The sequence below is a fragment of the Pusillimonas caeni genome (assembly GCF_003545815.1).
In the GTDB taxonomy this organism is placed as follows: domain Bacteria; phylum Pseudomonadota; class Gammaproteobacteria; order Burkholderiales; family Burkholderiaceae_B; genus Pusillimonas; species Pusillimonas caeni.
In genome coordinates this window covers 25,227-43,595 of the sequence record NZ_PDUW01000011.1, presented here as the reverse complement: position 1 = coordinate 43,595, position 18,369 = coordinate 25,227, and the positions used below count along the sequence as shown (strand labels likewise).

Sequence of the window (18,369 nt, the reverse complement as noted above, 5' to 3'; positions counted from 1 at the left end):
GGGATACGGAGCCGCCCGGACGCAAGAGTTTCCCGGCTCCAGCATCCATTCAATAACGAGGCAGAACCACCCATGGAGACACAGGATTCCGTCACCATCCCGGCCCTTCAGCAAATGAAGCGCGAAGGCAAGAAAATCGTCGGGGTCGTGGCCTGGGACTATCAAATCGCGCAGATCGTCGATCGCGCCGGCGTCGACATCGTCTCGGTGGGCGACACCGTGGGCATCAATCTATGGGGCCACCCCAATCCGCTTGAAATCACCATGGACGAAGTGCTGGTCGTGTGCAAGGCGGTACGGCGCGGGGTCAAGCGGGCCCTGGTCAGCTGCGACTTTCCCTATGGGCCGCTGCAAGAGGGCGCGGACGCCGCGGTCAGGGCCGCCATAAGGCTGGTCAAGGAAGGCGGCATCGACATCGTCAAGCTGGACGGCGCCAATGATTTTCCCGAGGCGGTGACCGCCATCGCGCGCGCCGGCATACCCGTCTTCGCGCAGTTCGGCATCACGCCGCAAACCGCGCTGCAATACGGCTTGCAGTACAGCAATGCCGCCAAGCCGGGGGCACAGATTCCGCCCGAGCTCACCGCCCGCTTCGTCGAGGAAGCGCAGCGGCTCGAGGCCGCGGGCGCCTCGCTGCTTGATTTCACCAATTCGGGGCCGGTGGCCGGCGAAGCCGTCGCCAAGGCCGTGTCCATCCCCGTCATCGGCGGCTTCGGCGGCGGACCCTGGCTGGACGGACGCATGCGCATGGTCAATGCGGCCATCGGCTATGCCGCGAGCTCCATCGACTCGCCCGCCGAAACCTACGCCAACGTAGCCCGCATCGTGCTCGATGCGATCACCGAGTACTCGACCGACGTGCGGGCGGCGCGCCAGATCAAGGGCGCCGTACCCGCGCCCAGGCCCGCGGCGTAACGCCATGGCGTCGGCATCAGCATAAGGAAATTCGTTCATGGCAAGCGCACTCATCGACGGAATCGAGACCCGCTACGAAGTCGTGGGTCAATCGGGTCCGCCGCTGCTCATGTTCTCGCCGGGCGGCTTCAATGCCACCCTGGACCAATGGTCTTCCCTGGGCATCTACGCCAAGGTCAGGCCGCTGGACCATCTCAGCAAGCATTACCGCTGCATTATTTTCGATCGGCGCGAAACCGGCCGCTCGGGCGGACGGGTCGAACGGGTGGGCTGGTCCGACTACGTCGCCCAGGGCGCAGGGCTGCTCGATCATCTGGGCATAGACAAGGCTTTTCTGATGGGCGGCTGCATGGGCTGCTGCCCGGTCGCCGCCTTCGCCGTGGCCCACCCCCGGCGCACGCTGGGCATGATTCTGTACTGGCCGGTGGGCGGCGCCAAGTACCGCATCGGCGGCCACGAGCGCTTCGCCCGCCACCTGGCCTACGTGCACGAGCACGGGCTGCAGCGCGTGGTCGAACTGGTGCGGACCGAGGGCAAGCCCTTTGGCGCCGATCCGCGCGGCGGACCGTGGGCCTCGGTCATATTGAACGACCCCGATTTCGCCGAGCAATACGCGCGCCAGGACGTCGATCAGTACAAGCTCATCGTCGCGTCGATGGGCCGCACGCTGATAGACCGCGACACCGTGCCCGGCGCCGAGCCCGAAGACCTGCTGCGGCTCGACGTGCCTGCGCTGGTCGTACCGGGGCGCGACGCCGCGCATGCCGCCTCGGCCGCCTGGTACCTGGAAGAATGCCTGCCCCAGGCCGAAATCTGGAACGTGCCGGTCGACGCGCAGACCTCCGAAGACACCGGCGCGCGCCTGCTGCGCTTTCTCGAAGCCGCCGGCCAACGCGACCCCCTGGAAGCCGCCTCATCATGATCATCGACATCCACTGCCACTATACGACCGAGCCCAAGGCCCTGCAGGTTTTCCGCGACAAGCAGCTGGCCGCCCTGGCCGCCCTGGCCGACCCGGCGCGCCGGCCATCGAGCACCGACCTGGGCATCACCGACGACCAGCTGCGCGAGAGCGTGGCGCCGCAGCTCAAGCTGCAGGCCGAACGCGGCAGCGACCTGACCGTGTTCTCGCCGCGCGCCGCCGGCATGGCCCATCACATCGGCACCGAGGCGACCAGCGTCGAATGGACCACCCTGTCCAACGACCTGATCCACCGCGTCTGCACCCTGCTGCCCGACAACTTCGCCCCCGTGGGACAGTTGCCGCAGTATCCCGGCGTGTCGCCCAGGAACTGCCTGCCCGAGCTCGAACGCATCGTCAATCAGCTCGGCTTCGTCGGCGTCAACCTCAACCCGGACCCTTCGGGCGGCTACTGGACCGACCCGCCGCTGATCGACCGGTATTGGTATCCGGTGTATGAAAAGCTGTGCGAACTGGACGTGCCCGCCATGATCCATGTGTCGTCATGCTGCAATCCCAACTTCCACCACACGGGCGCGCACTACATCAACGCCGATACGGCGGCCTTCATGCAGTTGATCCAGGGCGACCTCTTCAAGGACTTTCCCACGCTCAAGTTCGTGATTCCGCACGGCGGCGGTGCCGTTCCCTATCACTGGGGCCGCTATCGCGGCCTGTGCCTGGCGCTCAAGGATGCGCCCCTGCACGACCATCTGATGGACAACGTGTATTTCGACACCTGTGTGTACCACCTGCCCGGCATCGAACTGCTGACCAAGGTGGTTCCGGTGGACAACATTCTGTTCGCTTCGGAAATGCTGGGCGCGGTCAAGGGCATCGACCCCGAGACGGGCCATCCCTTCGACGACACCAAGCGCTATCTCGACCAGATCGAAAACCTGGACGAGGAAAGCCGCTACAAGATCTTCGAAGGCAATGCCCGGCGCGTCTATCCTCGCCTGGACGCACTGCTGACAAAACGCGGCCGCGCGGGCCGCGAGGCCATGGCGAATTAAGTCTCGACACACACAGGACTCTTCATGCAAAGCATTCCCCGCCTCAACGGCATCATCCGCGCCCTAGAATCGGGCCGGCACGCCTTCTCGCTGTTCGCGCCCTGCGAAATCGAAACCGCCGTCGAGCTCCAGGCCTCTCGCTACGACAGCGTGGTGTTCGAAGGCGAGCATCGCGGCTGGGACATCGCCGCCCTGCGCAACAGCCTGCAGTTCCTGCTCAATCGCGGCCAGATTGCGCGCTCGGCCTCGGTGGCGCCGGCCGTCACCCCGCTGGCCCGCGTGCCCGCCAACGGCATCGAGAAAAACCAGTTCCTGGCCAAGCAGGCCCTGGACCTGGGCTGCTACGGCATCGTATGGCCCCACGTCAGCACGGTCGAAGAAGCCTACAACGCCGTGGCCGCCTGCCGCTATCCGCGCCTGAAGGACAAGCCGCTGTACGAACCGGCCGGCATACGCGGCGACGGCCCCATGCAGGCGGCCCGCTATTGGGGCATCACCCAGCAGGAATACTACGAGCGCGCCGACGTGTGGCCGCTGGCCAGACAGGGCGAGATCTTCGTCATCATCCAGATCGAGGACACCGCCGGCATACAGAACCTGCCCGACATGCTGAAGAATGTGCCCGGCATCGGCGCGGTGCTGATCGGCGAGGGCGACCTCAGCCAGGAGCTCGGCTATCCCCGCCAGACCGAGCACAAGGAAGTGCTGGACGCCATGGCCCAGGTGGTGTCGATCTGCCGCGAGCACGACGTGGTGGTGGGCCATCCGCACGTCACGCCGGCCAACGCGCAGCGCGTGATCGACGAGGGCTACCGTTTTCTGATGTGCGCCGCGCCGCGCAGCTTCGCCAACCTGGACCAGGCGCGCACCCTGGCCGGCCGCGGCTAGCCGCCGGCCACGACAAACCTTCCGGAACACCCATGAATTCATCCATCGCCCAAACATCGCCAAACGAAGAAACACTCGAAGGAAACAATGTGGAAACAGTGAAAGCAGCAGTCAAGGTCGGTCCCAACCAGATCGAGCTCCAGGAGTTCCCCATGCCCGACATCCCGGTCGACGGGGCCTTGATGAAAGTCGAGGTCGCGGGCATCTGCGGCACCGATGTCAAGATGTTCAAGGAACCGCTCAAGACGGGCGGCCCGGTCATCATGGGCCACGAGAACATCGGCTACATCGTCAAGGCGGGGCCGGAGTTCACCGCCCGGAAAGGCTTCAAGGAGGGCGATCTGGTCTTCGTCGAGCACTATGTGGCCTGCGGCAAGTGCGAGTGGTGCCACAAGGGCGAATACCGCCACTGCGAGCTGACCGACTGGCGCACCAACCCGGACGGCATCCGCTACGGCTATTCCACGTCCGACAAGCCGCCCCATCTGTGGGGGGGCTTCGCCCAGTACATGTACCTGCCCTGGAACGCCGTGGTGCACAAGGTGCCCGAAGGCGTCACGCCCGAGCTGGCCGGCCTCGTCACCCCCATGGCCAACGGCATCGAATGGGCGCTGTTCGACTGCCAGGTGGGCTACAACTCCACTGTGCTGATACAGGGGCCGGGCCAGCAGGGGCTGTCGCAGACCATCGCATGCAAGCAGGCCGGCGCATCGCTGATCATCGTGACCGGCACCACCAAGGACAAGGCCCGCCTGGAAGTGGCCAAGAAACTGGGCGCCGACTACGTCATCGACGTGCAGGCCGAAGATCCCCTGGCCCGCATCATGGAGATCACCGGCGGCAAGGGCGTGGACGTAGCCCTGGACTGCACCGCCGGCGCGGGCACGATGGCCATCCTGCTGGGCGTCGAAGCCCTCAAGCGCAAGGGCGGGACACTGCTGATACAAGGCGAGATGGCCGACTTCCCCAACTTTCCCATCGGCAAGGTCACCACCAAGTACATCACCATCAAGAGCGCCCGCGGGCACAGCTATCGCGCCTGCGAGCTGGCGCTGCAGCAGCTGGCGTCAAAGCGCTTCCCGCTGGAACTGCTCACCACTCACCGCTTCGGCCTGGACGACACCGAATACGCCATCAAGTCGGTGGGCGGCGAAGGCGCCAAGGACGTGGTGCACGTTTCTCTCATACCCTGGATGTAGGCGACGCCATGCAAGACGCTTTCCGCACTCAGGACCCGGCGCCCGCGCCGGACGATCGCCTTCCGGTCACCATACTGACCGGCTATCTGGGCGCGGGCAAGACCACCCTGCTGAACCGCATCCTGTCCGAAGACCACGGCCGGCGCTACGCCGTCATCGTGAACGAGTTCGGCGAGATCGGCATCGACAACGAACTGGTCGTGGACACCGACGAAGAGCTGTTCGAAATGAACAACGGCTGCGTCTGCTGCACCGTGCGCGGCGACCTCATACGCACGCTGCACGGCCTGCTCGCGCGTCCCGGACTTGCGCGCTCCGGACGTTTCGACGCCATCATCATCGAAACCACCGGCCTGGCCGATCCCGGCCCGGTGGCCCAGACCTTTCTGGTCGACCAGGACTTGCTGGCCCGCACGCGCCTGGACTCCATCACCACCGTGGTGGACGCGCACAATATACGCCGCCAGCTCGAGCACAGCGCGGATGCGGCCGGGCAGATCGCCTTCGCCGACCAGATCGTGCTCAACAAGGTCGAGCTCGCCGCTCCGCAGGAGCTGGCTGGCCTGGAGTCCTTGCTGCGCGGACTGAACCCCCTGGCTCCCATACATCGCAGCCAGCGCGCCAACGTCGCGCTGGACCGCATCCTGAACCGCGGCGGTTTCGACATCGGCCGCATCGGCACGCTGGCCCGGGAAACTCCGGCGCCGCACGCGCACGCGCATGAAGACGGGCGCAAAGCCCCGGTGCATCATGGACACGCATGCGAAGAGGATCACGATCGTCGCGGACACGAGCACGATGAGGCCTGCGGCCACGAGCATGGCCATGACCACGGCCACCATGGCGAGCCCCACGATCACGCCCATGAAGCCGGCCACATCCATCAAAGCGGCATCTCCAGCCTGTCGCTCACCTCGCACCGCCCCATGGACGAGACGCGGATCAGCCAATGGCTGGGCGAGCTGGTGGCCGAGCAGGGCGCCGACATCCTGCGCGCCAAGGGCATCATCGACGTCGCGGGCGACGACCGGCGCCTGGTGTTCCAGTCGGTGCACATGCTGATGGAGGGCGACTGGCAGCGATTCTGGCGGCCCGGCGAAGAGCGTTACAGCCGCCTGGTCTTCATCGGGCGCAAGCTCGAAGAAAAAGGCCTGCCCGAGGCCTTCGAAGCCTGCGCCGCCGAATCCGGCGGCGCTCACGGCATCCCATAGCGCCCGCCCTCATACGTCCCATACGTTGCCACCGCGAGGACCCCATGTCGTTCACCACCCTGTACAGCCAAGCCCGCCAGTATCATCACCTGCCGCCCCATTCGCTGGTGCAGCCCCTGAGCAACGCCCGCGCCAACAGCGACACGCGCAATCGCATCGACGCGCCGAACTCGCGGCCGCGCCATATCAAGCTGGTGGGCCTGCACAGCGGCGGCGCGCGCCTGGTGTCGGCACTGCCGATCGAACGCTGGAGGAACGTCCAGGCGCTCAGCCTGGCGGACGCCGGCGCGCCGGGCGGCGAGACACCGCCCACGCTGGACGACGCTGAAATGATTTTCATCGTGGCCTGCAGCGGCGACGACCTGTCGTGGGCCCCGCGCATCCGGGAGGTGGCCCAGCGGCGCGGCATCATCACCACGGGCATCCTCGTCTCGGCCGCCATCGTCACCGAAGCCCAGCATGCCGAACTGCGCGCCCTGCGCGCGGCATCCGACATGCTGGTCATCGCATCGGATGAAAGCTACGTGCCCGACATGCTGACCGAACTGGGCGCCTGAACCGACTCCAGCAACGCGCACGCGACGCCGGGCTCATCCGAGGCATGGCCCGCGCCTTCCACCACGCGTAGGACGGAGCCCGGCCATGCCTTGTGCAGGGCCCAGGCAGAAGCCATCGGCGTGACGAGATCGTAGCGGCCCTGGACGATGGCGCCTTGCAGGCCACCGAGCCGGTCGGCGCCGGCCAGCAATGCCCCCTCCTGAAGAAAGGCGCCATGCGCCAGATAATGCGCGCCGATGCGCGCCGTCGCCCAGGTTCCGATATCGCCGGCCGATTCTTCCGAAGCCATGGAGTCCGGCCCCGCCATCAGGGAGTCCTCCCAATGGCACCAGGCCCGGGCCAGTGCAACCGTATCCTCCGTCATCGGGCCGGCCAGGGCAGCGGCATAGGCGCCGGACACGTCCCGCCGCCCTTGCTGGGGAAGCCGCCCCACGAAACGCTGCCAGGCCTCGGGATGGAATTGCGCCGCGCCGCCCTGGTACAGCCAGCGCAGCTCGCGCGAACAGGCCAGGAACACGCCTCGCAGCACCAGGCGGCTGACACGTCCGGTATGCGCCTGGGCATAAGCCAGCGCCAGCGTCGCGCCCCACGACCCTCCGAACAGCAGCCAGCGCTCCACACCCAGATGGACGCGCAGGCGCTCCATGTCGCCGATCAAGTGCGCCGTGGTGTTGGCGCGCAATTCGGCGGCAGGTGTAGAGCGGCCGCAGCCCCGTTGATCGAAAGCGATGATGCGATACCGGCCGGGATCGAAGAAGCGCCGGTCGCGGGGCATGATTGCCCCTCCCGGTCCGCCATGCAGCAGCAGAGCCGCTTCGCCTCGCGGATTGCCGCTGGCCTCCCAGTACACGCGATGCCCCTCACCCACTTCCAACCAGCCCGCGTCATAGGGCTCGATCGTAGGATGCAGCTGTGCAAAGCCCGGGCGGTTGCGGCTGTATAGAACGGCGGAGTTTGGCGCTTGGCGTCTGGTGATCGTGCTCATTCTTGCACCGCCTGGGCGGGCGGCGTCTTGATTACATGCGTCGCAGATCTAGACTGAATCGGCTTCAAGGACCCGCCCCAGCGCCGCACTGGAAGGAAACACCAGCGACTTGATCACCACCGGCACCGCGCCCGACGTATCCAGCATCTTCCCGATATCGATGAAATCGAACTCCTTCAAGGCAATCCCGTCGATCGAGGCGATCGTGTTCTTCATGCCCAGCACCTGCTTCAGATGCATTCCGATCAACCCGCCGATGTCCCCCTCGCCCACCAGGATCAAGGGCCGGCCCTTGGCGAGATGATTCGACAGGCCTTCGCTCACCCCCCGGCAGAATGCGTCCATGCGCCCATACATCGCCGACTCCCGCCAGCGGTAGCACAAGGCCACCGGCCTGTCGCCCTCATGCAGATCGAGCCGGCGCAGCGCCGCGGCGATCGCCCGGGCAATGCCCTTTGCGTCCAGCTCTTCGGGCGCCAGGTCCAGGTCGGGATTGATCACCGGCACATTGCGCAGGGGCAGCGCTTCGAGGGGTTCCACGTAGATCGTGCTGCCGCTGACCTGTATGGTGTATTGCGATGCGCCCACCACCGTTGCGCGTATGCCCTGTTCGGGCCGGTGCAATCGCGGTCCCCAAGCGTCCACGCGCTTTAGCATGGCCCGGGCCAGGCGCGCGCCCAGGTCGCCGAAGCCGGCCGCCTGACGGCCATAGATGTATTCGGACACGCCGCCCGAGAACGTAATGGCGTCGGGCGGGCGCGCGTTGCGCAGCGGGTCCAGGCGCAGCAGTTCCGCCGTGCTTTCACTGAGCTTGGGCTGCTGCACCGCCTCCATCAAGCGGTCGGCCATGATCTCGACCATGCGCTGCAGGCCCGCCTCGTCGGGCGCCAGCCCCGGCTCCAGGTTCAGTCCCGCTTCATGCGCGAAGCGCCGGCCGGCCTCTTCGATGCGCGCCACGCGCCCCTGCTCGTCGAAGGAGACACTGCGCGCGCCCACGTCCATCGCCGTCATTTCAATGAGTTCGCCCGCCTCGCACACCGCGATCTTGGACGTGCCTCCGCCGATGTCGATGTTCATCACGCGCGAATTGTCGCGGATGGAGCGGGCCATGGCGCCCGACCCATAGGCGGCAAGCGTGGTTTCCAGGCCGTCGCCGGCGCTGACCGACACGAACTTGCCCGCCTGCGAGGCGAAGAGGTCTCCGATGGCGCGGGCATTGCTGCGCCGTACCGCCACGCCGGTGAGGATGAGCGCCCCCGTGTCGATGTTGCGCGGCTCGACCCCGGCCAGCTCGTACTGGCGGTCGATGAAAGCGCCCAGCGCCGCCGCGTCGATGGTCTGGTCTTGAGCATAGGGGGTAAGCAGCACCTCGGACTCGTGCAGCACCACGCGCTCGGACACGATGTAGCGGTTGTCCAGCCGTTCGAGCACGATGCGCGAGAACACCAGGTGCGACGTCGACGAGCCGATGTCCACCCCGACGCTGACGAGGCGGATCTCGTCTTCCTCCTCGAGGCTGCGCCCCATATTGCTGAAGAAGATGCGTCCGCCCGAACTGTCGCTCATTGCCGGCTCACTTGTCGTACGAGCGCTCGTACCACTCGGGCTTCATGCGGTTGGTCACGCCGTTCTGCTTGAGCAGCGCCTCGTATTCCTGGCGGATGTGGGGGTCTTCCATGGAGTACGGAATGGCCGTTCCGCCCTCGTTGACGTCGATGGCGGTGTAATCGGTGTGCTTCTCGCCCGGCGGCCCCGGGTCGCGGCCCGGGTTGTGGGGGCCGAACCAGGCCGTCAGGCGGAAAGGGTCTTCGGACACGCTGAAGTGCTGGTGATACCAGCGCGCGCCGCCCGGCGCCGCCGTGACCATGCCCACCGGCTCGTAGTCCAGGCGGCGCACCTTGTCGCCGTGCCCATCCTTCCAGGGGTTGACGCCCAGCTCTTCGGGCCAGGTGTAGGTGTAGCCCTTGCCCTTGAGGCAGATCAGCACCGCGGCCGAGGTATGGGCATGCGCCTTGGAATAGCGGCCGTTCTCGTGCTGGCCTATCCAGAAGTAGAACACGTTGTTGGTCATGAACGGCTCGATGCGCCGATAGCCGGGCGAGCGGCGGTTGTCGAGCGGCAGTTCGCAGTTCATTGCGTCGGGGATGAGGTTGGTGCGACGCATGGCAAGTCCGCGCACCGGGTCGGGCTCGATGTCGTCCTTGGGTTTAAAAAAGTCTTCCGCGCCGCTGAAGCGGTCACGGAAGACAAACGGGTTATTGAACACCGCATCGAAGTTGTTGATCATGTTGATCACATTGGGCGCGGTCGTGCCGGCCAGCAGCAGGGCGCCGCTGTTGGTTCCATTGACGATGCGGTACATCGCGTTCATCGGAATGGAGAACATCGACCCGGCCTGCCACTCGAAGACGTGCTTCTTGGTATCGCCCTCTTGCCATACCTCGGTCGTGCCGCGCCCTTCGACCACGAGGAAGATCTCCTCGTACATGTGTTTCTCGACATTGAGGGCGCCCGCCGGCGGCACTTCGACCACGTAGCAGCCCCATTTTCCCTCGGTGCCGTACAGCTGGATGTAGTGGCCGCGGCCGCCCTTGCGCTTCCAGGGATACAGGGGAAGATTCTGCACCTTGCTGATGCCCAGGTCGCGATATACCGGTATGCCTTCTTCTTCCATGAAGGCATCGTAAGGAGTGGGCTGCTTCTTGAACTGCCCGAACCCCGCCTTTTTATGGCCAGCCGGCTCGTGCCAGTGGGTCCGGTCCTTGTCGTGCGGCATGTTGTTCCTCCGTATGCCTGGCCGACCGCCGTTGGCCGCGCCAATGTTCTGTTATATGGGATATCGTTCTGTTATAGTAAAAATGGTAGACAAAGCCGCCGCAAAAGTCAATGCGGAGGGCAGAAAGGCGGCCGCGCGCAAGGCGCGCGGCCGGATACGGCATTACGTCGCGGCGGCGTGCGCCTTGAAAGCCGCTTTGAGGTTCTCGGGTGTGAACGGCACGCGGCGTATGCGCACCCCCGTCGCGTCGAACAGGGCATTGGCCAGGACGGCGGCCACCGGCCGTATGCTCGGCTCGCCGGCCCCCGCCGGCTTGGCGCCGGGATGATTGTTCACCATCACGACGTCCAGGCGGTCGGGCGCATCGTCGATCTCCGCGATGGGGTAGGAAGCCCAGTCGACGCTCGTGACCTGGTCGGCGCTGAAGCGTACCGCTTCGTATTTTGCGCGGCTCAGGCCCATGAGCAGATTGCCTTCGATGGTCCGGTCCAGTCCCAGGGGGTTGACCACGAAGCCGCAATCGTGGGCCACGACGAAGCGGGTGACATGGAATTGCCCCGTCTCCATGTTGACACGGACTTCCGCCACCAGCGCCACGACGCTCGCGTCGCGAGGCGAATAGGCGATGCCGCGGCCGACCATTTCGGCTCCGTCCCGCATCATGGCCGGCACGGGGCGCGGCTCCCACCCGGCCGCCTTCGCCACCGCCTCGACCACCCCTTTGTCGCGCGGCTCGGTCAGATGAGCAAGACGGAACGCTACTGGATCGACGCCCGCGGCCGCGGCTATCTCGTCGATGAAGCATTCGCTGGCAAAACAGGTGGCCATGCCGTCGGGATCGCGCAAATGAGTGGTGCGCAGGCCGGTGGGCAGCGACTGGCGCCATTCGAACAGATGGCTGGTCTTGCGCTTGTTGCGAAATACGTAGTTCTCTTCCGAGAATTGGTGCTTTTCGGTGCTGGCGGCCGTGCCGTCGCCCATCAGCTGCACCGATATCGTGTCGCCCGGATGGTCGGTGCCCGAAGGGCGCACGCGGCTCGAATAGCCCATGGCTTCGTAGTCGAAGGCCTGTACCTTGCCTTGTCCGTCCAGGGCCGCGCGCATGTTGAACGCGATGGGCGCCCCTTTGGCATCCCAGGCCGTGCCGTCGACGCGCATGTACTGCACCCGGACCGGCCTGCCCATTTCACGTGAAAGCAGCACGGCGTCCATGGCGGCGTCATCGGCATCGTTCATGCCGTAGGAGCCCGGCCCCGGCATCCACGTGACGCGCACCTTCTCGGCCTCCATCCCCAGCAGTTCAGCCACGGCGCGGCGCAGGGGATAAGGCTTCTGCCCGCCCGACCACACTTGCGCGCCGTCGGCCCGCACGTCGGCCACGGCGCATGCGGGTCCCATGCAGGCATGCGACTGGAAAGGATATTCGTACTGCGCCTGCAAAACCTTGGCGGCGCCGGCGATGGCCTGCTCGACGTCGCCCACCACGTCCGCCGTCTTGGACTGCTTGGGGGTGTCGCTGCGCAAGGAAGCGTACAGCGCTTCATAAGACTCGGCGAACATCGGCTCCGGCGTCGACCATTCGACTTTCAATTCGCGCGCGGCCTTGACGGCCTGCTCTTCGCGCTCGCACACCACGGCCACGTAATCGCCCTTGGCTACTACTTTCAGCAAGCCCGGCAGTTTCTGGCCCGAGGGTACGCTTATCAGGCGAGCACCGGCTCTGGGCGGGCGGATGACCCGGCCGTGCAGCATGCCCGGCACCTTGTGATCGACCAGGTAGACGTATTCTCCCGTCACTTTGAGTGGAATGTCGGTGCGCGGCACGGGCTTTCCCACCAGCTTGTAGCGGGAGGCTTCTTTCGTGGCGACCTTGTCGTCCAGCGCCATCTCGAAGCGCTTGCCGCCGATCAGATCGCCATAGGCGATGGACTTGCCCGGGTCCGCCGCGACGCGCACCACGCCGTCCTCGACCTCCAGCTGCTCGGCGGGAACGCCCAGGCGCGCGGCGGCCATGGACACCAGCGCATGGCGCGCCTGGGCGCCGGCCTTGCGCAAGGCGTCGCCGCCCTTCATGATGCCGTTGCTGGAACCGGTGCCGCGCTGATCGACCGTGGTGGCCGTGTCGCCCATGTGAATGGTGACTTTGTCCAGGGACACGTCGAGTTCGTCGGCCACGATCTGGGCGAACGCTGTGCTGATGCCCATGCCCGCCTCGATCTTGCCCACGCCGGCCACCACCGAACCATCGGGCAGTACGGCCAGCCAGGAGTCGAGCTGTTTCTGGTCCACCGTATCGGCCCACGGCCCGGGCCGGTATCCGGCGGCGGAACCGTCGGCAACGGAAGGAGCTTGCGTGCGGGCGGCCGCCGGCAGCGCGAAAGACACGACGAGCGCGCCCGAAGCAGCGAGAAACCTTCTGCGCGTGACGCCGCCGGGAGCCTTGGATGAAAGATTGTCCATGCCGCCCTCCTATGCCATGGCCTTGGAAGCGCGCCGCACCGCGCGCATGACGCTGATCTGCGTTCCGCAGCGGCACTTGAGCCCGCGCAGACCCTCCTTGATCTGCTCATCGGACGCATCGGGCGTCTTGTCGAGCAGGGCGGCGGAAGTCATGATCCAGGCGTTGACGCAGTATCCGCACTGCGCCGCCTGCTCGTCGATGAAGGCCTGCTGCACGGGATGCAGCCCCTCGCCCTCCTTGCCGTGATAGGCGGCGGCCAGGCCCTCGAGCGTGGTGATGCGGGCGCCCGCTGCGGCCGATGCCGGCGTAACGCAGGAACGGATGGCTACGCCATCCATGTGCACGGTACAGGCGCCGCACTGCGCCAAGCCGCAGCCGAAGCGGGGGCCGCGCAAGTCCATTTCATTACGCAGCACATAGAGCAGAGGCGTATCGGGCGGCGCCTCGACCGCGTGCCGTCTGCCATTGACCTCGATTTCCAACGGTTTTTCCATCGTCTCCTCCTTGGTTTCACGTCATTGCGCGTCGATAAATTCTTTATTTTTGGAATGCTATTCCACATAACAGCACATTACCAGAGGCAGGCCGCAAGCCGTTACAACAACTCCCTAGTTGTTCTTGTATAAAGAACAATGTTCTATTTTTAACAAAAATTGCCCGTCCGTTGATAGAATCGTTTCTTTCCATCGACGATGAAAACCGCGTCAGACGGTTCCACAGAGGAGACAACAAGCATGTTCAAACATCTTTCGCTGCTTGCCGTAGCACTGTGCTTTGCCGCCGACCAGGCGGCGGCCTGGAGCCTGCCGCCCGACAAAGGGATGGTCGAACCGGACACCGTCGCCGCCATCCTTCAGGGCGGCGACTACCCCGAAACCAGCGACTACACCGAGAAGATCGACTACATCGACTTCGAGGCCTACGGCCAACCCTTCACCCAGGTGGTCGTCACCCTGACCCCTGCCAAGCCCAGGCTGCACGACGGCAGGAAGATCGTGGTGGTGGGCGGCGAGCCCGGCAGCGAATACGCCATGGACTTTCTTGAAACGCCCGAAGGCAAGGAAGGCCCGGGCGTGTGGCTGGCCAAGCGGGGCGTGAAGTTCGTCGCCCTGACCCGGGTCGGCCGCTGGAATTTCTTCGACGAGAAAGGCAGGGGCTCATGGGAAAGCATCCCGCTGGAGCAGCGCATGCCCATCTTCAGCCGCCATCAGAAAGCGCCCTGGACGCAGGCCGACTATGCCACCAAGCAGAGCGACGTGAAGCAGGCCACGTCGGGCGACAGCGCCGTCTATCGGTATCCGAAAGAGGACTCCCCTCTGTACCGGCAGATGCTGGCCGCCACGCCGAACACCTTCGTCGAGGGCTATCGCCTGGCCGTCGAGCATGCGGTGCCCGAAAGCGAGCGCAAGGATTCCTATCTGCTGTACTGGGGCATGTCCACCGGCGGCGCCTTTCTTTATCCGCTGGCCAAGTACATCCAGCCCGACGGCTATCTGGGCTGGGGCACCAGCAACGTCGGCATTGCCTATGCCTACCGCAAGGCCAAGTACGGCGACTTCTCCAACTCGTATTCAAAGACCGCGCAACGCCTGCGTGAACGCGGCGAGGATGATTTCGGCTACTACACCAAGGACCTGGACGAAGCCACGCGCAAACAATGGTGGAAGGGCGCGCTGAAAGGCCCGCGCTTCAAGAGCGGCGAAGACATGGGGATGCAGTTCACCCCGGCGGCCCTGACCGAGGGCGCGCTGCGCATGTGGCTGTCCGACTGGCTGCCCGAAGAAGACAGAAAGCGCCGTCTTGGAGGCCTGATCCAGGACGTCATGGAACCCAGCTTTCCGCCCGAGGCCTTGAAGAACGTGGCCATCCTGGACATGAACGGCACGCGGGACGAGGCCATTCCGCCGAAGACCGTGGACGCGCACCGCGAAGTGCTGGAGCCCTATGCGGGCAAGTACCGCGTGGCCCGGGTGCGCGACATGCACCACTACCTCTTCACCCAGGACAGCATCAAGACGGTGGGAAGCCTGTGGCTGCGCTTCATCGATTCGGGCTATTTCGATTCGGTGAACGGCAAACAGGACAAGTAGGCCCGCCGTCCAGGGCCGAAGTCATGCACGGAGCAGCCGCTTGAATCCCGCCTTGGCCGTCTACCTGACCGTCGCGCTGTCGGTGCTGAACCAGATCGGCCTCAAGGGCAGCAAGGTTCTGGTGGCGCTGTACGCCCTGCACTTCGGCGCCGGGCCCATCGCCATCGGCGTGCTGGCCGCCACCTATGCCAGCGTGCCGTTGCTGGTGGCGGTCTACGCGGGCCGCGTGTCCGACCGGGCCGGGGTGCGCCCGCCCATGATCCTGGGCTCGTTCGGCATGGGCCTGGGCCTGCTGATTCCCCTGCTGCATCCGGCCCTGTCCTCGCTGTACCTGGCGGCGGCGATCCTGGGCACCTCCAACATCTTCTTCCACGTCGCCACCCACAACCTCATCGGAGCGCTGGGCGACAAGCAGGCGCGCACGAAGAACTTCAGCACCTTCAGCCTGGGCTCTTCCATATCGGGGTTTCTCGGGCCGGTGCTGGTCGGCTGGCAGATCGACAGCGCGGGATACCCCAGCGCGCTGGCCATCCTGGCCGCCATCGCGTTCATTCCCGGCACGCTGCTGTGCGTGTACGGCCGCTTCATCCCCGCGCATGCGGTGGGCAAGAAAGAGCATGCGCCCGGCGGGGTGCGCGAACTATTGGCCAATGGCCCCCTGCGCAACACGCTGATCACCAGCGGCCTGATCCTGACCGGCATAGACCTGTTCAACTTCTACATGCCCATCCATGGGCGCTCGATCGGCCTGACGGCCTCCTTCATCGGCATCGTCATCGGCATGCAGGCCGCGGCCGCCTTCATCGTGCGCCTGGCCCTGCCCCGACTGGCCCAGCGCTATACCGAGAAGCGCGTCCTGACCTATTGCCTGCTGATGGCGGGCCTGACCTATTTCCTGTTCCCGCTGCTGCAGCAGCCCGTCCTTCTGGCCGCGGTGTCTTTCATCCTGGGCCTGGCGCTGGGTTGCGGACAACCCCTGTCCATCATTCTCACGTACAACCATTCACCGCCCGGCCGGGCCGGCGAGGCGCTGGGCATGCGCCTGACGGTCAACAAGCTCATACAGATCATCGTGCCGCTGGCTTTCGGCTCGATGGGCGCGGCCTTCGGCGTGTTTCCGATCTTCTGGAGCAATGCGGCCCTGCTGCTGGCAGGCGGTTGGCTGAACACGCTGTATGACAGGCGCCATGGGCCGGGAAGTCAGAGCAGGACGGGGCGGTCGGGCAGCTGATTGGCGCCGTCCTGGCCTTCGGCCGGCGGGCAATGGCGGGCGCAGATGCCTTCGATATCGTCCACGGCGGCCAGTATGCCTTCGACATAGCGACCCTGGCGCAGGTGGTGCCGCAGGCGTTCGCAGACTTCGGGCCAGGCGGCCGCGGGCGCGGCCACGCCCCGGTCGGCGATGAGTTCGATACAGTGCCGGTCCAGCGCCAGATACAGCAGCACGCCGGTATTCAAAGGAGTATCCCAGACGCGCAGCTTGCCGAAGACCTCGAGCGCGCGGGCATGGCTGTCGGGCTCGTGCGCCGGCGAGACGGCCTCGATCGCCAGCATCAGCTCGCCTGTGTGCGCGCGTTCGCACTCGCCGATGCGCTGGGCGATGCGTTCGAGTATGGCCGGCGTGAAATGCCGCCTGCGCAGGATCTGGCCCTCGATCGTGGCCCACCCCGTCAATCGTTTCCAGCCGCTGCCCCGCACCTGTACCTCCTGTTCATGGGCCGGCTTGCGGCCCCCGCGCCACGCCTTGCGGCGGCCCTACCAGCTTCCGGAGGCGCCGCCTCCGCCGCTGGAACCGCCGCCCCCGCCAAAGCCGCCGCCCCCGAAACCGCCGCCGCCAAAGCCGCCTCGGCCGAAACCGCCCCCGGCCATGCCTCCCAGCCCGCCGATGACGCCGCCCCGCCGCGAAGCCCGCGCGCCGCCGCCCCCCGCCTTCAAGGCACGGCCAGCCAGGCTCAGCAGGAAGGCGGCCATGCCCGCCAGCACGGCAAAGACCACGCTGCCGAAAATGAGGTAGGTAAGCAGGGCCGCCCCCGCCACGGCGATGAGGGGGGGCAGCACGGTGGCCATGATGACCAGCATGGCGATGATGCCGAAGGTGTCTTCCGTGTCCGATGGCTCTTCCGCTGCCTGCGGCGGCGGAAGGTCCTCGCCGTCGACCAGGGCAATCAGGCTGTTCACGCCCGCCTCGACCCCGCCGGCGAAGTCGCCCTGCTGAAAGCGCGGCGCCACCTGCTCGCGGATGATGCGGCCCGCCAGCAGGTCGGGCACCGCACCCTCCAGGCCGTAGCCCACCTCGATGCGCAGGCGGCGGTCATCCTTGGCGACCAGGAAGAGAATGCCGTCGTCGACGTCCTCGCGGCCCAGTCTCCATTGCTCGAAAGCCCGCACCGCGTATTGCTCTATGCCTTCCTGCCCGGTGGTGGGAATCATCAGGACGGCGATCTGGGCGCCCTTGCGCTGCTCCAGGTCGGCCAGGGCCTGGGTGATGCGGCTCTGGGCCGAGGCGTCGAGGGTGCCCGTCGTGTCGGTGACGCGCTGCTCGAGCGCGGGGATGGGCGCCGGCTGGCCCCACGCCTGCGAAGCAAGCATGAAGGCCAGCAGGCCCGCCAGCAGCCAGAGCCAGGCCTGCCACGATTGAAGCGCCCGGCCCGGGCCGGCGGCCGCAGGCATTGGGTGCGTTCGCATTGCCTTATCCGTTGGCGCCGGCTCCGGCCGGCACATCGAACTTCACTTCGGGGTCGCGCATGATCTGGTCCTGCCGGTCGACGCCGTAGTTCTGGATGACGTCGTAGCCGAAGATCTTGGCCGTGATCACGGTGGGAAACTGCCTGATGTAGACGTTATAGGCCTGCACGGCCTGCACATAGCGGCCCCGTTCGGTGGCGATGCGGTTCTCGGTGCCCTCGAGCTGGGTCATGAGGTCGCGGAACAGGCCGTCGCTCTTGAGCTGCGGATAATTCTCGGACACCGCGATCAGGCGCGACAGCGCCGAGGACAGCTGGCTTTGCGCCTGCGCGAACCGGGCCATGAGCTCGGGGTTGTCCAGGTCGTCGACGCTGATCTGTATGCTGCCCACCTTGGAGCGCGCCTCGGTCACTTCGGTGAGCACCGTGCGCTCGTTGACCATATAGGCATTGACCGAGTTCACCAGCTTGGGCACCAGCTCGGCGCGGCGCTCGTACTGATTGAGCGTCTGCGACCAGGCCGCCTTGACCTGTTCGTCGAGCCGCTGAATCTCGTTGTAGCCGCAGCCGGTGAGGAACATCGCCAGCAAGGGCGCCAAGAGCAGGAGCAGGATTCGTTTCATGA

Annotated in this window: 17 protein-coding genes; 9 read left to right on the top strand and 8 right to left on the bottom strand. The window is 65.9% G+C overall.

Annotation, left to right across the window (positions count from 1 at the left end):
• The first annotated feature begins 72 nt into the window (after positions 1-72).
• Genes CSC67_RS19140 through CSC67_RS19110 form a run of 7 tightly spaced genes read left to right on the top strand, consistent with a single transcriptional unit; the run spans position 73 to position 6,747 of the window.
• The gene (locus CSC67_RS19140; RefSeq protein ID WP_118996065.1) at positions 73-915 is read left to right on the top strand and encodes a 3-methyl-2-oxobutanoate hydroxymethyltransferase; all 843 of its coding nucleotides are present in this window, start codon (positions 73-75) and stop codon (positions 913-915) included.
• Positions 916-952: 37 nt separating this feature from the next.
• Positions 953-1,837: an alpha/beta hydrolase gene (locus CSC67_RS19135; protein ID WP_118996064.1), complete on the top strand. Its 885-nt coding sequence runs from the start codon at positions 953-955 to the stop codon at positions 1,835-1,837.
• Entirely contained in the window at positions 1,834-2,892 is a 1,059-nt protein-coding gene (locus CSC67_RS19130) for an amidohydrolase family protein (RefSeq protein ID WP_118996063.1), read from the top strand. Before CSC67_RS19135 ends, CSC67_RS19130 begins: the two co-directional genes overlap by 4 nt.
• Before the next feature lie 24 nt (positions 2,893-2,916).
• Positions 2,917-3,780, top strand: a complete 864-nt coding sequence (locus CSC67_RS19125; RefSeq protein ID WP_118996062.1) for an HpcH/HpaI aldolase family protein — start codon at positions 2,917-2,919, stop codon at positions 3,778-3,780.
• Between the two features lie 32 nt (positions 3,781-3,812).
• The gene (locus CSC67_RS19120) at positions 3,813-4,979 is read left to right on the top strand and encodes a zinc-dependent alcohol dehydrogenase (protein ID WP_209304354.1); all 1,167 of its coding nucleotides are present in this window, start codon (positions 3,813-3,815) and stop codon (positions 4,977-4,979) included.
• Positions 4,980-4,987: 8 nt separating this feature from the next.
• On the top strand, positions 4,988-6,190 hold the full coding sequence (locus CSC67_RS19115) for a CobW family GTP-binding protein (protein ID WP_118996061.1): 1,203 nt from the start codon (positions 4,988-4,990) through the stop codon (positions 6,188-6,190).
• 44 nt (positions 6,191-6,234) lie between these two features.
• Entirely contained in the window at positions 6,235-6,747 is a 513-nt protein-coding gene (locus tag CSC67_RS19110) for a hypothetical protein (protein WP_118996060.1), read from the top strand.
• Here the strand turns inward: CSC67_RS19110 and pip are convergent.
• The 5 genes from pip to CSC67_RS19085 all read right to left on the bottom strand — a co-directional run bounded on the left by pip (position 6,711) and on the right by CSC67_RS19085 (position 13,464).
• A complete protein-coding gene (gene pip / locus CSC67_RS19105; protein ID WP_118996059.1) occupies positions 6,711-7,733 on the bottom strand; it encodes a prolyl aminopeptidase in 1,023 nt (340 codons plus the stop codon). The two genes, CSC67_RS19110 and pip, sit on opposite strands and share 37 nt — an antisense overlap.
• Before the next feature lie 48 nt (positions 7,734-7,781).
• Positions 7,782-9,299 carry an ethanolamine ammonia-lyase reactivating factor EutA gene (locus tag CSC67_RS19100; protein ID WP_118996058.1) on the bottom strand — a complete coding sequence of 506 codons (1,518 nt, stop codon included), beginning with the start codon at positions 9,297-9,299 and terminating at the stop codon, positions 7,782-7,784.
• Positions 9,300-9,306: 7 nt separating this feature from the next.
• A complete protein-coding gene (locus CSC67_RS19095; protein ID WP_118996057.1) occupies positions 9,307-10,509 on the bottom strand; it encodes a cupin domain-containing protein in 1,203 nt (400 codons plus the stop codon).
• 162 nt (positions 10,510-10,671) lie between these two features.
• Complete coding sequence (locus CSC67_RS19090; protein ID WP_118996056.1) at positions 10,672-12,969, bottom strand: xanthine dehydrogenase family protein molybdopterin-binding subunit; 2,298 nt, start codon at positions 12,967-12,969, stop codon at positions 10,672-10,674.
• A gap of 9 nt (positions 12,970-12,978) precedes the next feature.
• Positions 12,979-13,464, bottom strand: coding sequence for a (2Fe-2S)-binding protein (locus CSC67_RS19085; RefSeq protein ID WP_118996055.1), 486 nt, complete (start codon positions 13,462-13,464; stop codon positions 12,979-12,981).
• A 240-nt stretch (positions 13,465-13,704) separates the two neighbouring features.
• On the opposite strand from CSC67_RS19085, the gene CSC67_RS19080 reads away from it, so the two are divergent.
• Both CSC67_RS19080 and CSC67_RS19075 read left to right on the top strand, forming a co-directional pair.
• Positions 13,705-15,060, top strand: a complete 1,356-nt coding sequence (locus CSC67_RS19080) for a hypothetical protein (RefSeq protein ID WP_118996054.1) — start codon at positions 13,705-13,707, stop codon at positions 15,058-15,060.
• Positions 15,061-15,100: 40 nt separating this feature from the next.
• The gene (locus CSC67_RS19075; RefSeq protein WP_118996053.1) at positions 15,101-16,291 is read left to right on the top strand and encodes an MFS transporter; all 1,191 of its coding nucleotides are present in this window, start codon (positions 15,101-15,103) and stop codon (positions 16,289-16,291) included.
• On the opposite strand, the gene CSC67_RS19070 is transcribed toward CSC67_RS19075, so the two are convergent.
• From CSC67_RS19070 to CSC67_RS19060, 3 genes are read right to left on the bottom strand one after another with little or no spacing between them, the layout of a single operon-like run.
• On the bottom strand, positions 16,261-16,758 hold the full coding sequence (locus CSC67_RS19070) for a TPM domain-containing protein (protein ID WP_118996052.1): 498 nt from the start codon (positions 16,756-16,758) through the stop codon (positions 16,261-16,263). The genes CSC67_RS19075 and CSC67_RS19070 overlap by 31 nt on opposite strands.
• Before the next feature lie 57 nt (positions 16,759-16,815).
• Complete coding sequence (locus CSC67_RS19065; RefSeq protein WP_118996051.1) at positions 16,816-17,745, bottom strand: TPM domain-containing protein; 930 nt, start codon at positions 17,743-17,745, stop codon at positions 16,816-16,818.
• 4 nt (positions 17,746-17,749) lie between these two features.
• Positions 17,750-18,367, bottom strand: a complete 618-nt coding sequence (locus CSC67_RS19060; RefSeq protein WP_118996050.1) for a LemA family protein — start codon at positions 18,365-18,367, stop codon at positions 17,750-17,752.
• Positions 18,368-18,369 lie beyond the last annotated feature (2 nt).